This window comes from Luteococcus sanguinis, assembly GCF_039527675.1.
Lineage (GTDB): Bacteria > Actinomycetota > Actinomycetes > Propionibacteriales > Propionibacteriaceae > Luteococcus > Luteococcus sanguinis.
In genome coordinates this window covers 92,675-110,936 of the sequence record NZ_BAAAKI010000013.1, presented here as the reverse complement: position 1 = coordinate 110,936, position 18,262 = coordinate 92,675, and the positions used below count along the sequence as shown (strand labels likewise).

Below are 18,262 nucleotides of genomic sequence, written 5' to 3'. Positions count from 1 at the left end.
GTGGTGACTTCACTTCTGCTCTTCCCGGCCGTCGACGTCCGCAAGGGGCAGGCGGTTCAGCTCGTCCAGGGCGTCGCGGGGACCGAGAAGGTCTTCGGTGATCCGCTCGAACAGGCCCGCCGCTGGCGCGACGCCGGAGCCCAGTGGATCCACCTCGTCGACCTCGATGCCGCCTTCGGGGACGGCCAGAACACCGAGATCACCTCCCGCATCGCCGGCGAACTCGGCATCAACGTCGAACTGACCGGCGGCATCCGCGACGACGCCTCCCTGCGCCGGGCGCTGGACGCTGGTGCGGCCCGGGTGAACATCGGCACCGCAGCGCTGGAGAACCCGGAATGGTGCGAGCACGTCATCGCCGACTACGGCGACAAGGTGGCCATCGCCCTTGACGTCCGCGACGGCAAGCTGGCCGCCCGTGGGTGGACCACCGAGGGTGGCGATGCCCTCGCCACCGTCGAGCGGCTGAGCATCGCTGGCTGTGAGCGCTTCGTCGTCACCGACGTCGCCAGCGACGGCATGCTCAGCGGTCCCAACCTGGAGCTGCTCGGCGCCGTCAGCGCCACGATGCGCGCGAACCACCCCGAACAGCACGCCAAGGTGATCGCGTCCGGGGGCGTCTCCCGCCTCGAGGACCTCGTCCAGCTCCGCGGCCTGGTGCCGATCGGCGTCGAGGGTGCCATCATCGGCACCGCGCTGTACGTCGGGAACTTCACCCTTGCGGAGGCCATCGACGTGGCCGGCCCGCAGGAACTCAACTGAACCGCGACAAGGAGAATCGGTGAGCGAGCACAACCCCCAGGTGCCGAGTGCCAGCTTCGGGGTGCCGGTGGCCCCCGCGCACGTCCCGCCGCTGCTGGACGGACGCCTGGCCGAGCTTCTGGCGGGCAAGAAGATCGTGATGACCGGCGTGACCGGCTTCATCGGCGAGCAGATCCTGTGGAAGATCCTCACGGAACTCCCCGACACCCGCGCGGTGGTGCTCGTCCGCCCGAAGGGCTCGCTCTCGGCTCGCGACCGCGTCGTCTCCCTGCTCAAGAAGCCCATCTTCAAGGAACTGGCCACCGCGGCCGGCGGTGCGGACGCGCTGTGTGACGCGCGCGTGGACGTCCTGTCGGGCGACCTGCCCCACGTCCCGGACCTGCCGCGAGACCTGGACGTCGTGATCCACTGCGCCGGCGACGTCTCCTTCGACCCGCCGATCGATGCCGCCTTCAAGACCAATGTGCTGGGCACCAAGGCCTTGATGGAGAAGATGCTGGAGGCGTGCAGCGACGACCAGGGCAACCTGGTGCGCGTCCCGCACTACGTCCACATCTCCACCGCCTACACGGCGGGTCGTCGCCGCGGCGCGATCCCCGAGGCGGCGCACGTCCACGACGTCGACTACCAGGTCGAGACCCAGGCCGCGCTGGCGATGGCCGAGCGGGTGGAGAACGAGAGCCGCAGCGCCGAGCGCCTGACCATCCTGCGCAAGCAGGCCGAGAAGGAGCACCGCCAGGCGGGCTACCTGACCACTGCCGAGGACACCGAGCGTCGCCGTCAGGAGTGGGTCAAGGCCGAGCTGGTCGAGGCCGGCACCGAGCGCGCCCGCTCGCTGGGCTGGACCGACGTCTACACCTTCGCCAAGGCGATGGGGGAGCGGATCGTCGAGGACCTCGGCAAGGGCATCAAGGTCTCGGTCGTCCGACCGGCCATCGTCGAGTCGTCCCTCGTGCATCCCTACCCGGGCTGGATCGAGGGCTTCAAAATGGCCGACCCGATCATCCTGGCCTACGGCAAGGGGCAGCTGAAGGAGTTCCCGGCCTCCCCGGACGCCGCGCTCGACATCGTCCCCTGTGACCACGTCGTCAACGCGATCGTCGCGGTCTGCGCCACCGACCCGGCCGTCGGGCAGCCCGAGTACTACCACTGCTCGACCGGCGCCCGGAACCCGCTGACCTTCCGCCGCATCTATGAACTGCTGCGCGAGTACTTCGCCGAGCACCCCTACACCCGCTCCGACGGCACCGTCGCGCCGCTGGCCACTTGGAGCTTCCCCGGTGAGGAGCCGGTCAAGATGTACCTGGAGGTCGCCGAGCGCGCCCACCGCCTCGGTGAGCAGGCCGTCACCTGGCTGCCCCGCGGCAAGCGGACGCGCGATGCCGTCGTCGCGCTCGACCGGCAGGGCAAGAACCTCGACTTCCTGCGTCGCTACCTCAGCCTCTACGGGGAGTACCTGCAGTCGCAGCTGCACTTCGTGGACGACTGCACGCTGGCCCTGCACAACTCGCTGCACCCCGACGACGTCGCGGCCTTCGCCTTCGACACCGGCGTCGTCGACTGGCGGGTCTACATGAAGGAGATCCACGCCCCGGCGATCACCGACCCGGTGCGTCGGCTGGAGGCGGCTCGCAAGCGTCGCGGCACCCGCGCCAGCACCTTCCGCGAGCTGAAGCCCGCCCAGCAGCCCGGCACCATCCTGGCCGCCTTCGACCTCGACGGCACCGTGATGAGCACCAATGTCGTGGAGACCTACCTGTGGGCCCGCCTGCCGCAGCTCTCGCTGGGCGGCAAGGCAAAGGAGGTCGCCGGGGTCGCCGCGCACCTGCCGCGCTACCTGGGCGCCGAGCGCCGCGACCGCGCCACCTTCCTGCGGACGCTGTACCGCCGCTACGAGGGCATGAGCATGGAACAGCTCGAGCGCTTCGTGGACCAGCAGATGACCCCCTTCGTCCGTGACCGCCTCTCCCCGGAGGCGATCGCCCGGATCAAGGAGCACCGCGACGCGGGGCACACGACGATCCTGCTGACCGGTGTGATCCGTCCGCTGACCCGCCCGCTGGAGGACCTCTTCGACGTCGTCGTCGCGGCCGAGCTGGAGACCGACGCGCAGGGCACCTGCACCGGCTTCCTGCTCAACCCGCCGATGGTGGGCGATGCTCGCTCGGCCTGGTTGAAGCACTACGCCAGCCTGCACGGGGTCGACCTGTCCAAGTCCTTCGCCTACGCCGACAGCCACGTCGACCTGCCGATGCTCAATGCGGTCGGCAACCCGGTAGTCGTCGACCCGGATGTCGGCCTGGTGCGCGCCGCCCGCAAGAACGGCTGGTCGATCGTCGACTGGCCCGCCCCCGAGACCATGCCTCGCTGGCGGATGCCGCGCCGTCAGCGGTGACCACCGTGGAGCGCTGAGCCATGGATCCCTACGTCGAGGCGACCCTCGACTGGTCCCCTCTGAACGTCGACGACCTCGCCGAGCTGGCCGAGCTGTGTGAGGCGATCGAGTACTTCGACGACCCGATGGAACAGGTCTCGCTGGCCGACCTCGAGTCGGAGTTCCGTGGCGCCGGCGAACCCTCCCGCGATGGTGTGGTGGGCCGCGACAAGGGCGGGACGATCGTCGCTTACGGCTGGAACCAGGTACACGGCGTGGCCCAGGGTCGCCCGCGCGTCTGGCTCACCGGCGGCGTGCACCCCGCCTGGCGGCACAAGGCCATCGGCACCCACCTGCTCACCTGGCAGGTCGAGCGGGCGCGCGAATTGGCGAGCGAACTCGCCTTCGAACCAGGCGTCGAGCTCCGCGAGCCGTTGTGGACGGGCGCCCATGTCGAGACCCGCAACACCGGCCTGGTCCAGTTGATGCTGGACGCCGGGCTCAGCGCAGAGCGCTGGTGCACCGACCTGCACCGTCCGCTGGTCGGCGACGACGGGTCCCCGACGCCGTTGCCCCCGGTGCCGCCCGTGACACCCGTCCAGGTCGTTCCCTTCCACCCGGTACTCAGCGAGCAGGTGCGCGCCGCCCACAACGAGGCCTTCGCCACCCGCCGTGGGACGACCGAGGTCGACCGTAGACAGTGGGAGGACTCCTTGGCCCGCGCCGAAGCACGTCCGCAATGGTCGTGGGTGGCGATGGACGGCGAGCAGGTCGTCGGCTACGCCCTGAACTCTTTGGGGGAGTACGACGGGCTCGGCGAGGGCTGGACCGACCGGCTTGGCGTGCGCCCGATGTGGCGACGCCACCACCTCGGCGAGGTGCTGCTGGTCGCGTCCATGCGCTCCTTCCGGGACGAGGGCCTGGCGGGTGCCGGGCTGGGCGTCGACACGGAGGATCCGGAGACCTCGCTGGGCCTGTACGAACACCTCGGCTACGTGGCCGGGGACTCGGTGGTGCTCTACGGCCTGCGGGTGACCGGCTAGCATTGTCCCGCTGCGGACGCGCCCGGCGCGCCAGCGGCAGACCGAGTAATCCAGGAGAGGGCGGAACTGGTCCATGAGCGGGCATTCCAAGTGGGCAACCACCAAGCACAAGAAGGCTGTCATCGATGCCAAGCGCGGCAAGCTGTTTGCCAAGCTGGTCAAGAACATCGAGGTGGCAGCACGAGTTGGTGGCGGTGACCCCGGCGGAAACCCGACGCTCTACGACGCGATCCAGAAGGCCAAGAAGACCTCGGTCCCCAATGACAACATCGACCGCGCCGTCAAGCGTGGCTCGGGTGTCGGTGCCGACGCCGTCAACTACGACACGATCATGTACGAGGCCTATGGCCCCGCCGGCGTCGCCATCCTGATCGAGTGCCTGACCGACAACCGCAACCGCGCGGTGAGCGACGTGCGCGTCGCGGTCACCCGCAACGGCGGCACCATCGCCGACGGCGGGTCCGTGCAGCGCCTGTTCGAGCGCAAGGGCGTCGTCACCGTCGCCAAGACGCAGGAGGCGCCGAGCGAGGGTCGCAAGGCGGCCACCCGGGAGATCACCGAGGACGACCTGTTGGAGGCCACGCTCGAGGCCAATGTCGAGGACATCAACGATGAGGGCGACGAGTTCGAGCTCATCTGCGACCCCAACGACTTGGTCGCGGTCCGCAAGGCCGTGCAGGACGCAGGTATCGACTACAACTCCGCGGAGGTGGCCTTCCGCGCCACCTTCGACCAGGAGATCGACTCGGCCGAGGTGGCCGAGAAGGTCGAGAAGATCGTCGACGCGCTGGAGGAGTCGGACGACGTGCAGAACGTCTACCACAACGCCGCACTGAACGACGAGGTCCGGGCGCAGCTCGAGGCAGAGTGACCTGAGGCTTCCACCCGTGGGTGGGTCTGCTCGCGAATGACGCGGGTGGGCCCACCCACGGGTGTCTTCCTGGCTGGGTGGGTCCGGCTTGGGTGGGTCGGGGCTGGGTGGGTCGGGGCTGGGTGGGTCCGGGCTGGGTGGGTGTCAGTGCTCGAGACGGCGGGGCAGCGGCGTCTTCCAGCAGAACCTGAGCGCCAGCACCCTCAGGCCGAAGACGAGCAGCACCAGCATCCACTGGACCAACCCGTTGAACCAGCCGAATCGGTGGGCGCAGTCGGTGAGCAGCGCACCCAGCAGGGCGGGGACCGCGTAGAGCTCGCGCCCGAAGACGCTGGGAACCTGACCGGACAGCACGTCGCGCAGCACACCGCCGCCGACGGCGGTGATCATGCCCACCGCGATGGCCTCCACACCCGGGTACCCCGCCTCGATGGCCACAGCGGCACCTGTGACGGCGAAGGCACCCAGACCCAGCGCATCCGCCACCAGGATCACCCGGCGCGCGCGAGCCAGCGTCCCGGAGAACCAGAAGGTCACCAGGCCACCGACCAGCGCCGTTCCGATCAGGTTGAGGTCGCTGATGCCGCGCGGGGGAGTGATGCCCAGCAGCACGTCGCGCACCATGCCGCCGCCCAGAGCGGTGAGCACGGCCAGCACGAGGATGCCGAAGATGTCGAAGCGGCGACGGACCCCGGCCAGGCCTCCTGAGAGGGCGAACGCGAACACTCCGAGCAACTCCACGAACAGCACCGGGCAAGGCTAGTGGAGTAGTCTTTCGAACGCCTATTCGAGGAGGGCGCGTGCGCGTATTGGGGGTGGATCCCGGGCTGACGAGGTGTGGCATCGGTGTCGTCGACGCCGATGCGGGGCGCCGCGTCGAACTCACCGCCGTCGGTGTCGTCCGCACCCCCGCCGACAGGGACCATGCCCATCGCCTGCTGGCCATCGAGACCGGCATCGAGGAGTGGGTGCGCACCTATCGTCCCGACGCGATGGCCGTCGAGCGCGTCTTCACCCAGCACAACCTGCACTCGGTCACCGGAACCTCGCAGGCCGCCGGCATCGCGATGCTGGTGGCGGCGCGCCACTCCATCCCCGTGGTGCTGCACACCCCCAGCGAGGTCAAGGCCGCCATCACCGGCAATGGACGGGCCGACAAGGCCCAGGTGGGCGCGATGGTGGCCCGGATCTGCCGGCTGTCGGAGCCTCCGAAACCCGCCGACGCCGCCGACGCGGTGGCGCTGGCGATCTGCCATGTGTGGCGCGGACCGGCCACCAACCGCTACGCCGAGGCCGTCGCGGCGGCCCAGAGCCACAAGCAGCGCGCCAGCTGGACGTCGATCAAGAAGAAGCAGGGGACCGTATGATCAGCCACCTCACCGGAACTGTCACCGCCGTCGGCGCCACCTGGGTCGTCCTGGATGTCAACGGCTTCGGGATGCGGTCCCAGTGCACGCCGGCCACCTGCGCCGGGGTCCGGCTGGGCGCCACGACGACGCTGCACACGTCCATGATCGTCCGCGAGGACTCCATGACCCTCTACGGCTTCGACGACGCCGAGGGGCGTGACTGCTTCGAGCTGGTGCAGCAGGCCTCTGGCATCGGCCCGCGGATTGCGCAGGCCGTCGTCTCGGTCATGTCGCCCGAGGAACTGCGCCAGGCGATCGCGAGCGAGAACCTCACGGCGCTGTGCAAGGTGCCCGGCATCGGACGCAAGGGTGCCCAGCGCATGGTCATCGAGCTCAAGGACAAGGTCAACGCCCTCGGCGCCGTGGCCGTGCCCACCGCCACCGGGACCGGTTCCGCGCAGTGGCGCGAACAGGTCACCGAGGGTCTGATGGGCCTGGGCTGGCCTGCGCGCGACGCCGAGGCCGCGTGCGATGGCGTCGAACACCTCGTCGAGGAAGACCCGCAGACCTCCATCGCCGTCCTGATGCGCGCGGCGCTGGCCTCGCTGGCCCGCAAGTAGGGTTGCCGCCGTGGAGCACTCACCCGTCGACCCGCACGCCGAACCGGAGGAACGCGCCGTCGAGGCGGCACTGCGTCCATCCACGCTGGACGAGTTCGAGGGCCAGCCCCGCGTCAGCGACCAATTGGGCCTGGTGCTCGCCGCCGCCCGTCACCGCGGGACCACCGCAGACCACGTGCTGCTCTCCGGGCCGCCCGGGCTCGGCAAGACCACGCTCGCGATGATCATCGCCGCCGAGATGGGCGCTCCGTTGCGCATCTCGTCCGGTCCGGCGATCCAGCACGCGGGTGACCTGGCCGCGATCTTGTCCGGCTTGGTGGAGGGCGAGGTCTTCTTCCTGGACGAGATCCACCGGATGAGCCGACCTGCGGAGGAGATGCTCTACCTCGCGATGGAGGACTTCCGCGTCGACGTGGTCGTGGGCAAGGGTCCCGGCGCCACCGCGATCCCGATCGAGATCCCACCATTCACGCTGGTGGGCGCCACCACCCGCGCCGGCCTGCTCCCCGGCCCACTGCGCGACCGCTTCGGCTTCACCGCCAACCTCGACTTCTACGCCCCCGAGGCGCTGGAGCACATCGTCCACCGCTCTGCTGGCGTACTGCACGTCGACCTTGACGACGACTCGGCCCGCGAGATCGCGCTGCGCTCGCGCGGTACGCCGCGCATCGCGAACCGGCTGCTGCGCCGCGTGCGCGACTACTCCCAGGTGCGTCACGCCGGGGTGGTCACCCAGACGATCGCCGACGAGGCGCTGCGCCTGTATGAGGTCGACCCGTTGGGTCTCGACCGACTCGACCGGGCGGTATTGAACGCCATCTGCACCAAGTTCGCTGGTGGGCCCGTCGGCCTGTCGACGCTGGCGATCAGCGTGGGGGAGGAGACCGAGACGGTCGAGGAGGTGGCCGAGCCCTTCCTGGTGCGGCTGGGCTTCCTGATGCGCACCCCGCGCGGCCGCGTCGCGACCCCGGCAGCCTGGCAACACCTCGGCCTGGTGCCGCCCGCCGACCCCCGCGCTGAGGCGCCGGACCTGTTCACGGCGTGATTGGGTAGTCTTGCGAAGCCCGTACCCAGTGTCGGGCACTCCCTACCAAGGAATTTGACGACAGTGGCCAGTTCAGCACCCACCACGCCGCGCCGGACGCACCCGGTGCGGACGTTGGCGATCTTCCTCGCGGTCACGGCCGCCATGTACGCGCTGATGTTCCCGGCCAAGGCGCACACTCCGCGCCTGGGCCTGGACCTCGCAGGCGGTTCGACCATCACCCTGACGGCGTCCACCGACACGGGGCAGGCGGTGACGGCGGAGAACCTGGAACAGGCCCGCTCGATCATCCAGCAGCGCGTCGACGGTCTGGGCGTCGGTGAGGCCTCGGTGACCACCCAGGGCAACCAGCACATCGTTGTCAGCGTCCCGAATGTCCAGTCGGACCAGCTGATCGCCATGGTCGGCAAGACGGCAAAGCTGAACTTCCGCAATGTCTACGCGATGGAGCAGGTTGCCGCTTCGCCCAGCGCCACGCCGTCGGCCTCCGCCTCGCTGAACGCGACGCCGGGTCTGCCGACCGCCCCGGCCAAGGCTCGTCCGAAGGGGACGAACAAGTTGTTGGCGCTGGACAAGGTGATGGCCTGGGAGCCCACCGCCACCGACCAGACCGACTTCGCGGCCTACAAGTGCACCGACCCGGTCACCGACTCGCTCGACCAGGCGCTGATCACCTGTGACGACACCGGCATGTACAAGTACCTGCTCGGCCCGGTCGCGATCGAGGGCAGCCACGTCACCGATGCCACCGCTGGCATCCCGCAGAACGGCATCCAGCCGGTGGTCAACCTCGTCTTCGACTCCAAGGGCACCTCCGACTTCGGCACCCTCACCGCAGCGCTGGTCAGCAAGACCGCGCCGATGAACCAGAACGCGATCGTCCTGGACGGCAAGGTCACCTCCGCCCCCACCATCCAGTCGGCGATCCCGAATGGCCAGGCGCAGATCTCCGGCAACTTCACCCAGCAGACCGCCACGGATCTCGCGAATGTCCTCAAGTACGGCGCCCTGCCGCTGAACTTCGACGTCTCCGAGGTGCAGACGGTCTCGCCCAGCCTGGGCGGTGAGCAGCTGCGCACCGGCCTGATCGCCGGCGCCATTGGCCTCGGCCTGGTGCTGCTCTACTCGCTGGTCTACTACCACGGTTTGTCGATCGTGGTGGTGGGATCGCTTGCCGTCGCCGCGCTGGTCACCTACGGCGCGATGACGCTGCTCGGCCCGGCGTTGGGCTTCGCGCTCAACCTGCCCGGCATCGCCGGCGCGATCGTGGCGATTGGCGTCACCGCCGACTCCTTCATCATCTACTTCGAGCGCATCCGCGACGAGATCCGCGATGGACGCAGCCTGCGGACGGCGATCGAGACGGGCTGGCAGAAGGCGCGCTCGACGATCGTCATCGCCGACATGGTCTCGCTGCTGTCGGCCGTGGTGCTGTTCTTCCTCGCGGTCGGTGCAGTGAAGGGCTTCGCCTTCACTCTGGGTCTCACGACACTGATCGACCTCGCAATCGTCTTCTGGTTCACCAAGCCGCTGATGACGCTGCTGGGCCGCACCAAGTACTTCGGCGAGGGACGCAAGTTCTCCGGTCTGGACGCCGACCACATGGGCGTCTCCCGGGCCTCGCTGCTCGGCATCCGCGCAAGGGGCACCCGCGCCAGTTCACGCGCTGGCAGCTCGCGCCGCCGCACCACGTCCACCACCTCCGCCGCCGAGGAGGCGTGATGAGCACCCCACTCGAGACCGAGCCGACCCGCGACGACGGAGCCGGCACCACGAAGGCGCGCAAGAACTCGTTGACCCACCGGCTGTACACCGGCGAGGTCAGCTTCGAGTTCGTCCGCCGCTGGAAGACTTGGTTCCTCGTCTCTGGCCTGCTGCTGGCCCTCTCGCTCGGCGCGCTGGGGTTCCGTGGCCTGGACCTGGGCATCGAGTTCCGTGGCGGCGCTGACTTCTCCGCGCCCGCCGCAATCAGCGACACCACGGTGCAGGACTACCGCGAGGCCGTGGACGCCACCGGCCTGCCCGACCTGGAGGGCACCCAGGTGCTCACGGTCGGCAATGACACCGTCCGGGTGCAGACCCGTTCATTGACGGCCGCCGAGGTTCCGACCGTCCGCAGCGCCATCGCCAAGGAGGCCGGGACGACGAATGAGTCGGTCACCTACTCCCTGATCGGCGCTTCCTGGGGCAAGCAGATCACCAACAAGGCCATCCAGGCGCTGGTGGTGTTCGTGCTGCTCGTGATGGCGATGATCTGGGCCTACTTCCGGGACTGGAAGATGTCGATCGCCGCCATCGTGGCGCTGTTGCACGACCTGATCCTCACCGTCGGCGTGTACGCCCTGGCCGGCTTCACGGTCACCCCCGCGACCCTGACGGGCGTGCTGACGATCCTTGGCTACTCCCTGTACGACACGGTGGTCGTGTTCGACAAGGTGAAGGAGAACGTGCACGGCCTCACCAGCCAGAACCGCAGCTACACCGAGGCGGCCAACACCGCCGTCAACCAGGTGCTGGTCCGCTCGCTCAACACCACGCTGATCGGCGTCATCCCGGTCGCGGCGCTGCTGGCCGCTGGCCTGTTCTGGCTGCACGGCGGTCCGCTGGTCGACCTCGGCCTGGCCCTGTTCGTCGGCATGGTCGCGGGCGCCTACTCGTCCATCTTCATCGCGACCCCGCTGCTCGCGCTGCTGAAGGAGCGCGAGCCGGGCATGAAGGCCCACCGGGAACGTCTTGCGCGTCGCAGCGAGAAGGCGCGCGGACGTGCGAAGATCGGGGATGCGACGGCCGCGGTCGCGGGTGACACCGGGGTCGCGTCCGCGCCCTTGGGAACCGCGCCCCTGGGAACCCTCGTCGGCGATCGTCGCCAGCCGCCCCGCAGCACTCGTGCGAACCGAAAGAAGTGACCATGCTTGATCTTGCACACACCGCGGCAGCCCAGGGCCGGGCGCTCGTCGAGTCCCTGATCACCGACGTCCCCGACTTCCCGAAGCCCGGCGTCATGTTCAAGGACATCACTCCGTTGCTGGCCTCTCCGGAGGGCTTCGAAGCGGCGGTCGAGTCGATCGCCGCGCATGCCCCCAGCGACATCGACGTGGTGGTCGGCATGGAGGCCCGTGGCTTCATCTTCGCCGCGCCGGTGGCGCTGAAACTGGGCGCGGGTTTCGTGCCCGTCCGCAAGCCCGGCAAGCTGCCCCGTCCAGTCTTCGAGGAGTCCTTCGCGCTCGAGTACGGCCACGAGACCCTCACCGTGCACAAGGACGCGATCAAGCCGGGCGCTCGCGTGATGGTCGTGGACGACGTCCTGGCCACCGGCGGCACGATCGGGGCAACCGCAGGCCTGCTGCGCCAGTTGGACGTCCAGCTGGTGCACGTCGCCGTCGTGATGGAGCTGGCCTTCCTCGACGGACGCAAGGCGCTGGACGCCGCCGGCATCGACTCCTTCAGCACCATCTGCACGGTCGAAGGCTGACGTGACGGCGAGCCAGGGGCAGGAGCAGGGCCTGTACGGGCCCTATGGAAGCGGGGACGCAACCCCCGGGAGCCCCCACTCCGCTGCGCTCGACCGCTTCTCCTCTGGCCCGGAACAACCGCGATTGCGGATGCGTCAGCGGCTGGCCCGCCTCGGTGCGACCCAGAAGTCGCCTTCCGCGGCCGTGCTGGATCCGCTGTTCACCGTCGTTCGGGCCAACCATCCCAAAGCCGACCTCGCGCTGCTGGAACGCGCCTACAACACCGCCGAGCACTACCACCGCGGGCAGCTCCGCAAGTCGGGTGACCCCTACATCACCCATCCGCTGGCCGTGACGACGATCCTGGCCGAGCTCGGCATGACCGAGCCGACGCTGGTCGCGGCGCTGCTCCACGACACGGTCGAGGACACCTCGTACACGCTCGCGCAGCTGACCGCCGACTTCGGCGCCGAGGTCGCCGCGCTGGTGGACGGCGTCACGAAGCTCGACAAGATCACCTACGGCGAATCGGCCAAGGCGGAGACGCTGCGCAAGATGGTCGTCGCGATGAGCCGCGACATCCGGGTGCTCGTCATCAAGCTCGCCGACCGCCTGCACAACATGCGGACGCTGAGCTTCCTGCGGCCCGACAAGCAGTTCCGGATCGCCAAGGAGACCCTCGAGATCTTCGCGCCGCTGGCGCACCGCCTCGGCATGAATGCCGTGAAGTGGGAGCTGGAGGACCTCTCCTTCGCGACCATGAACCCCAAGGTCTACGACGAGATCGTCCACCTCGTCGCCGAACATGCCCCGCAGCGCGAACGCCAGCTGCGAACCGTCATCGAGCAGGTCAAGGACGACCTCGCCCAGGCGGGCATCCCGGCTGTCGTCTACGGACGTCCAAAGCACTACTACTCGATCTACCAGAAGATGGTCGTGCGAGGTCGCGAGTTCGGCGAGATCTACGACCTGGTCGGCCTGCGCATCCTGGTCGACAACCAGCGCGACTGCTACGCCGCGCTGGGCGTCATGCACGTGCGATGGAACCCCCTGCCCGGGCGGTTCAAGGACTACATCGCGATGCCGAAGTTCAACATGTACCAGTCGCTGCACACCACGGTGATCGGCCCCGGTGGGCGCCCGGTGGAGCTGCAGATCCGCACCCACGAGATGCACCGCAAGGCCGAGTACGGTGTTGCGGCGCACTGGAAGTACAAGGAAGAACTGCGTGGCGGGTCGGGCAGCGGGCAGGAGCACGCGGACCTGTCCTGGGTGGCCTCGCTCAACGAGTGGAGCAAGGAGGAGGCCGACCCGGGAGAGTTCCTGGAGTCGCTGCGCTTCGAGATCAACTCCACCGAGGTCTACGTCTTCACGCCCAAGGGCGACGTCATCGCGCTGCCCGCCGGCGCCACGCCCGTCGACTTCGCGTACACGGTGCACACCCAGGTCGGCCAGCGCTGCATCGGCGCCCGCGTCAACGGACGTCTGATGCCGCTGGAGAAGCAACTCAACAACGGCGACGTCGTCGAGATCCTCACCAGCAAGGACGAGCACGCCGGCCCCTCGCGGGACTGGCTCAACTTCGTCGTCTCCCCACGGGCGCGGCAGAAGATCAAGGCCTGGTTCAGCAAGGAACGCCGCGAGGAGTCCATCGAGCGCGGACGCGAGGAGCTGGCCCGCCAGCTGCGCAAGTCCGGCCTGCCAATGCAGCGGATGCTCACCGCCCCCTACCTCACCGCCGTGGCGGACTCGCTGCGGCTGGCCGACGCGACCGCCCTGTACGCCGCGATTGGTGAGGGGACGGTCAGCGCGCAGAACGTCGTCCAGCGCCTGGTGAACCTCGCCGGTGGTCCGGAGGAGGTCGCCGAGGAGGGGCTCGAGGACGCCCCGCTGCACCAGACCCGACGTCCTCGCAACCAGTCGTCCAGCGAGACGGGTGTGCTGGTCGACGGCGACACCTCGACCTGGACCAAGCTCGCCAAGTGCTGCACCCCGATGCCCGGAGATGAGATCCTCGGCTTCGTCACCCGTGAGGGGGCGGTGTCGGTGCACCGCCGCGACTGCACCAATGCGTCCAACCTGCTGGAGACCCCCGAGCGGATCGTCGACGTCGCGTGGGCGCAGAACCGCGCGCAGGCCTACCTGGTCGCAATCCAGATCGAGGGCCTGGACCGCCACGGCCTGCTGTCGGATGTCACGCGGGTGATGAGCGACCTCAAGGTCAACATCACCTCGGCGACCGCGTCCAGCCATCGTGACCGGGTGTTCAAGGTGAAGCTGGTCTTCGAGGCCGGCGACCCGACCCACTTGGAGCACCTGCTGAACACCGTGCGGAAGGTGCCGGGCGTCTACGACGTCTACCGCGTCAAGCAGTGACAGTGCTCCCCGCTGGCTCATCGCCCCCGCTGGCTCAGGGCAAGATCGAAGAGCCCCGCACCCACGTCAGGGTACAGGGCTCTTCGTGGCCAAACTGAAGGCAAAGTCCTACAAAATCAGGCCTTGAACTCGTTGAGGGCCTTCTGTGCCTGGTCGAGCCAGGACTGGTAGGTCGTGATCGACGCGCGGGTCTCGGCGGCCTTCTTGGCATTGCCAGCAGCCTCGAACTTGTCGGCCTGGGCGTTGAGCTTCTCGATCTGGCCGGTGAACATCGCCACGGTGTCGGCGGCGCGCTGGCGGGCCTCCGGGTCGGTGCGGCGCCACTCCTCGGCCTCGGCATCCTTGATCGCGTTCTCGATCGCGCGGACGCGGCTGTCGAGCGCTCGGATCGAGTCTCGCGGCACCTTGCCCAACTCGTTGAACCTGGTCAGGAAGTCGCGGAACTTGGCGCGAGCCACGGCCAGGTCGGTGACCGGCAGGATGTCGGGCTCAGCGGCGTCCAGCAACTCCTGCTTGGCGGTCAGGTTGCCCATGAACTCGGCGTCCTGCTCGGCCATCACGCCGTTGCGGGCGGCGAAGAACTGGTCCTGCAGGCCGCGGAACTCGGCCCACAGCTTGTCATCATCGCTGCGCGGAGCCGCACCGGCGGCCTTCCAGCGCGTCATCAGGTCACGGAAGGCGCCAGCGGTGGGGCCCCAGTCGGTGGAGTCGGCCAGCTCGCGCGCCTCGGCGATGATGTCTTCCTTCGCCTTCTTGGCGCTCTCGCGCTTGGTGTTCTGCTCGGCGAACTGGGCCTTGCGGCGACGGGTGTAGGTGGTGCGGGCGGACGAGAAGCGGTGCCACAGCTCGTCGTCGGTGGCGCGGTCGATGCGGGGGAGCGCCTTCCACTCGTCCAGCAGGGCACGGAAACGGTTCACCCCACCGCGCCAATCGGTGCCAGCGGCCAGCTTCTCGGCCTCCGCGACCATCTTCTCCTTCTCGGCCTTCGCGGCCTGCGCGGCGGCAGCCTTCTCGGCCTTGCGGGCCTGGGCCTGCTCGTGCAGCGCGGGGGCGAGGGCGTCGAGGCGGGCGGCCAGCGAGGCCAGGTCACCGACCGCATTGGCGTCTGCGACGGCCTTGCGATGCGCCTCGATCGACTTGCGGGCCTCCTCGGGGCCCAAGGCCCCGGACTTCACGCGCGATTCGAGCAGACCAACCTCCGTCTCGAGCGTCTGGTAGCGCCGGACGTAGAAGGCCATCGCCTCCTCCGGTGTCACGTCGGGCACCTGGCCCACGCGACGTTCACCCTCGGCGGTGATCACGTAGACAGTTCCATCGGCTTCGACGCGCCCGAACTGCTGCACGCCCTGGTCCTGACCGAACGAGTTCGGCCCTGCAGATTCGCTCATGGTGCCTATCTTGCCCGATAGTCTTCGCTGCGTGCTCATCGCCTCATTTCCAGCCGGACCCTTCCAGACCAACTGCTACCTGGTGGCCGAGGCCGAGAGCGCCACGTGCGTCGTCATCGACCCCGGCATGGAGGCCGCTGCTGGTGTGAAGCGGGCGCTGGAGCAGTATCGGTTGACTCCTGTCGCCGTGGTCGCCAGCCATGGCCATCTGGACCACGTCGCCGAGGCCGCACTGGTGGCTGACACCCACGACATCCCCGTCCACATCCACCCAGACGACCGTGAGCTGCTGACTGACCCCTCCCTCGCGGTCTCTGCGCAGATGATGGAGCTGATGGTCGAGACGATGGGGAGTACGCGCCTCGCCGAGCCGCGCCGGGTGGAGGAGATGGTCGGCGGCCAGCGTCTTGAGCTCGCCGGCATCGGTTTCGACGTGCTGCATGCCCCCGGCCACACCCCCGGTTGCGTCCTGCTGGGCGCCCAGGCCGAGGAAGGTCCGCTCACCTTCACCGGAGACGTGTTGTTCGCGGGATCGATCGGACGCACCGACCTGCCGCGCGGCAGCATGGCGACGATGGTGCGCACCCTGAAAAATGTGGTGCTCGGGCTCGACGATGCGAGCTACATTCTTCCGGGTCATGGCCCGGCCACCCAGATGGCCCACGAACGGGCCAACAACCCCTACCTGCAGCCGGGCACCTTGGCCCAGCTCATGGAAAGCGACAACTGATGGCACGCCCCAAGCCGATCTCCGGCTTCCCCGAGTTCCTCCCCGCCGGCCGGATCGCCGAGCAGTACGTCCTCGACATCCTGCGCGAGACCTTCGAGCTGCACGGCTACGCGCCGATCGAGACCCGCGCGGTTGAGACGATGGAGCAGCTCACCCGCAAGGGCGAGATCACCAAGGAGGTGTACGTCGTCCGGCGCCTGCACGCCGACGATGCCGCCTCCGAGAAGTCGGACGACCTGGGCCTTCACTTCGACCTGACCGTGCCCTTCGCGCGCTATGTGCTGGAGAACGCCGGCCACCTCGCCTTCCCCTTCCGCCGCTACCAGATCCAGCACGTCTGGCGTGGTGAGCGTCCGCAAGAGGGCCGCTACCGCGAGTTCTGCCAGGCCGACATCGACATCGTCGGGCAGGACACCTTGGCCGAGCATTTCGACGTCGAGGCGCCGATCGTCATGTTGGCCGCGCTGGAGCGGATGCACGCCGAGCTCGGACTGCCCCAGGCGCTGATGCACGTCAACAACCGCAAGCTTGCCGAGGGCTTCTACCGTGGGCTCGGCATCGAGGACACCCTCGAGGTGCTGCAGCGGGTCGACAAGTTCGACAAGATCGGTGGCGACGCTGTCGTGGAGCTGCTGACCGGTGAGCTGGGGTTGGCCGAGGATGTTGCGCGCAAGTGCGTCGCGCTGGCCGGCATCTGCACCCCTGACGACGGTTTCGTCGACCAGGTGCGGGCCCTCGGCGTCGAGCACCCGATGCTGGAGGAGGGTCTGGAGTCGCTGCGCGCGGTCGTCCTGGCCGCCAACAGGCGGGTTCCGGGGCGCATTGTCGCCGACCTCAAGATCGCCAGGGGCCTCGACTACTACACGGGCACGGTCTACGAGACCGAGCTGGTGGGCCACGAAAAGCTCGGCTCGATCAGTTCCGGCGGACGCTATGACTCACTCGCCAGCGACGGAAAGATCACCTTCCCGGGCGTCGGCATCTCACTCGGTGTGACGCGCCTGCTCGGTCCGCTGATCACCAAGGGGCAGCTCACGGCGAACCGTTCGGTGCCCTCCGCCGTGCTGGTCGCGGTGGACGACGAGGCGACGCGCCAGGTGGCCGAGGAGGTCGCGGCCGCCCTGCGTGAGCGTCGGATCCCGTGCGAGGTCGCGCCCAGGGCAGACAAGTTCGGCAAGCAGATCAAGCACGCCGACCGGCGCGGGATCCCCTTCGTCTGGTTCGGTGGGATGTCCGGCCAGGTGAAGGACATCCGCTCCGGCGACCAGGTCGACGCCGACGCATCCTCCTGGGAGCCCCCGCGCGAGGACCTGCGTCCTGGAGTCAGCTTCCAGGGCTGAGCTGCCGTTCCTCGAGCCTGGTCTCGAACCGTGGTTCGAGCCCGGGGACCGTGGCTGGGCTGGGTTGGGCTGGGCTGCGTCACCAGTCGTGATCGACTTGGATGGCGCCCACGGCCTTGGCGAGGCTGACGAGCTGGGTCACCCGCGACGAGTCGTTTGCCCCGGACGCGGTGACGATGGCGAGGACGACCGTCCAGTCGCGCAGGCGTCGCTCGTCCGCCTCGACGCCGGCAGCACCGAGGGCGTCGACCAACGCCCAGAAGCGCTCCTGCAGGAGGGCGGCGCTCCCGGGCGCAGCGTCGAACACGCCGAAGGCCTCCGCGTCGGGATCCCCGGCCAAGCCCAGCGGTGCAAGGGCCACCGTCTCTCCCTCCCGGCGCCGTCCCAGGTGCTCCGCGCGCAAGGCACCGTGCAGCGCCACTGCCGCCGGCGCATCGTCCAGGAGCCGTCGTCCGGTGACCACCGCCTGCTGGGCCAGCCGCGGCGGGACCCCAGCCCCGCGCGGGTCGGCGTGCAACCGATCGAGGACGGGCGACACCAGGTCGGACAACCGGGGGAGCGCGGCGGGCGCCGGACGGTGCAGCCGCCCCCACAACGCAGCCACCGCCGTCAATTCCGGGTCCTGCGGCAGCCGCTCAACGTCCAGGGGCTCCAGCAGCAAGGCCCCGATCGACGGCTTGGCGCGCAACACCTCGACCGTCCCGTCACCGGCCCATGCCTTCAAGGCCGGCACCTGTCCGGCATGCCAACCCTCGGGGGAGGCGAGTTTTAGCACCGCCGGACGTCCGTCCACGGTGCGCACGGGTTGCACCAGCGCTCGTCCATGCACCAGCTCACCAGCACAGGTGAGCTGCCAGTCGGAGAGCAGCTGGGTGAACGCGTCCATCGCTCCAGTGTGCCGCCCGACAACCG

16 protein-coding genes are annotated in these 18,262 nt (G+C 68.9%); 13 read left to right on the top strand and 3 right to left on the bottom strand.

Translation table 11 applies throughout. From position 1 onward, the window contains the following. From priA to ABD089_RS09750, 4 genes are all read left to right on the top strand, one after another. Positions 1-762: a bifunctional 1-(5-phosphoribosyl)-5-((5-phosphoribosylamino)methylideneamino)imidazole-4-carboxamide isomerase/phosphoribosylanthranilate isomerase PriA gene (gene priA / locus ABD089_RS09765; RefSeq protein WP_343886171.1), complete on the top strand. Its 762-nt coding sequence runs from the start codon at positions 1-3 to the stop codon at positions 760-762. Positions 763-781: 19 nt separating this feature from the next. Beyond that, complete coding sequence (locus tag ABD089_RS09760) at positions 782-3,157, top strand: HAD-IB family phosphatase (RefSeq protein ID WP_343886169.1); 2,376 nt, start codon at positions 782-784, stop codon at positions 3,155-3,157. A 20-nt stretch (positions 3,158-3,177) separates the two neighbouring features. Further along, entirely contained in the window at positions 3,178-4,179 is a 1,002-nt protein-coding gene (locus ABD089_RS09755; RefSeq protein WP_343886168.1) for a GNAT family N-acetyltransferase, read from the top strand. Positions 4,180-4,252: 73 nt separating this feature from the next. Then, positions 4,253-5,050 (top strand): YebC/PmpR family DNA-binding transcriptional regulator, encoded by a 798-nt coding sequence (locus ABD089_RS09750; RefSeq protein ID WP_343886167.1) that lies wholly within the window; start codon positions 4,253-4,255, stop codon positions 5,048-5,050. Between the two features lie 144 nt (positions 5,051-5,194). Here ABD089_RS09750 and ABD089_RS09745 read toward each other — a convergent pair whose 3' ends face one another. Next, complete coding sequence (locus tag ABD089_RS09745; RefSeq protein WP_343886166.1) at positions 5,195-5,800, bottom strand: trimeric intracellular cation channel family protein; 606 nt, start codon at positions 5,798-5,800, stop codon at positions 5,195-5,197. Positions 5,801-5,859: 59 nt separating this feature from the next. Between ABD089_RS09745 and ruvC the strand changes: the two genes are divergently transcribed. The 7 genes from ruvC (at position 5,860) to ABD089_RS09710 (ending at position 13,892) form a co-directional block, all read left to right on the top strand. Continuing rightward, on the top strand, positions 5,860-6,417 hold the full coding sequence (ruvC, locus tag ABD089_RS09740; RefSeq protein WP_343886291.1) for a crossover junction endodeoxyribonuclease RuvC: 558 nt from the start codon (positions 5,860-5,862) through the stop codon (positions 6,415-6,417). After that, positions 6,414-7,019, top strand: a complete 606-nt coding sequence (gene ruvA, locus ABD089_RS09735) for a Holliday junction branch migration protein RuvA (protein WP_343886165.1) — start codon at positions 6,414-6,416, stop codon at positions 7,017-7,019. The genes ruvC and ruvA overlap by 4 nt, the downstream gene beginning before the upstream one ends. 10 nt (positions 7,020-7,029) lie before the next feature. Further along, positions 7,030-8,064, top strand: coding sequence for a Holliday junction branch migration DNA helicase RuvB (gene ruvB, locus ABD089_RS09730; RefSeq protein ID WP_343886164.1), 1,035 nt, complete (start codon positions 7,030-7,032; stop codon positions 8,062-8,064). A 144-nt stretch (positions 8,065-8,208) separates the two neighbouring features. After that, positions 8,209-9,786, top strand: coding sequence for a protein translocase subunit SecD (gene secD, locus ABD089_RS09725; RefSeq protein WP_343886289.1), 1,578 nt, complete (start codon positions 8,209-8,211; stop codon positions 9,784-9,786). Beyond that, positions 9,786-10,970: a protein translocase subunit SecF gene (gene secF / locus ABD089_RS09720; RefSeq protein ID WP_343886163.1), complete on the top strand. Its 1,185-nt coding sequence runs from the start codon at positions 9,786-9,788 to the stop codon at positions 10,968-10,970. Before secD ends, secF begins: the two co-directional genes overlap by 1 nt. Positions 10,971-10,972: 2 nt before the next feature. Continuing rightward, entirely contained in the window at positions 10,973-11,536 is a 564-nt protein-coding gene (locus ABD089_RS09715) for an adenine phosphoribosyltransferase (protein ID WP_343886162.1), read from the top strand. 1 nt (position 11,537) lies between these two features. Beyond that, positions 11,538-13,892: a RelA/SpoT family protein gene (locus tag ABD089_RS09710; protein ID WP_343886161.1), complete on the top strand. Its 2,355-nt coding sequence runs from the start codon at positions 11,538-11,540 to the stop codon at positions 13,890-13,892. Between the two features lie 116 nt (positions 13,893-14,008). Here ABD089_RS09710 and ABD089_RS09705 read toward each other — a convergent pair whose 3' ends face one another. Continuing rightward, positions 14,009-15,319, bottom strand: coding sequence for a DUF349 domain-containing protein (locus tag ABD089_RS09705; RefSeq protein WP_386769638.1), 1,311 nt, complete (start codon positions 15,317-15,319; stop codon positions 14,009-14,011). Here ABD089_RS09705 and ABD089_RS09700 point away from each other — a divergent pair. Then, positions 15,312-16,010, top strand: a complete 699-nt coding sequence (locus tag ABD089_RS09700) for an MBL fold metallo-hydrolase (protein WP_343886159.1) — start codon at positions 15,312-15,314, stop codon at positions 16,008-16,010. The two genes, ABD089_RS09705 and ABD089_RS09700, sit on opposite strands and share 8 nt — an antisense overlap. Continuing rightward, positions 16,010-17,350, top strand: a complete 1,341-nt coding sequence (hisS, locus tag ABD089_RS09695) for a histidine--tRNA ligase (RefSeq protein WP_343886158.1) — start codon at positions 16,010-16,012, stop codon at positions 17,348-17,350. Before ABD089_RS09700 ends, hisS begins: the two co-directional genes overlap by 1 nt. A gap of 79 nt (positions 17,351-17,429) precedes the next feature. On the opposite strand, the gene ABD089_RS09690 is transcribed toward hisS, so the two are convergent. Further along, entirely contained in the window at positions 17,430-18,236 is an 807-nt protein-coding gene (locus ABD089_RS09690) for an aminoglycoside phosphotransferase family protein (RefSeq protein ID WP_343886157.1), read from the bottom strand. Positions 18,237-18,262: the final 26 nt, after the last annotated feature.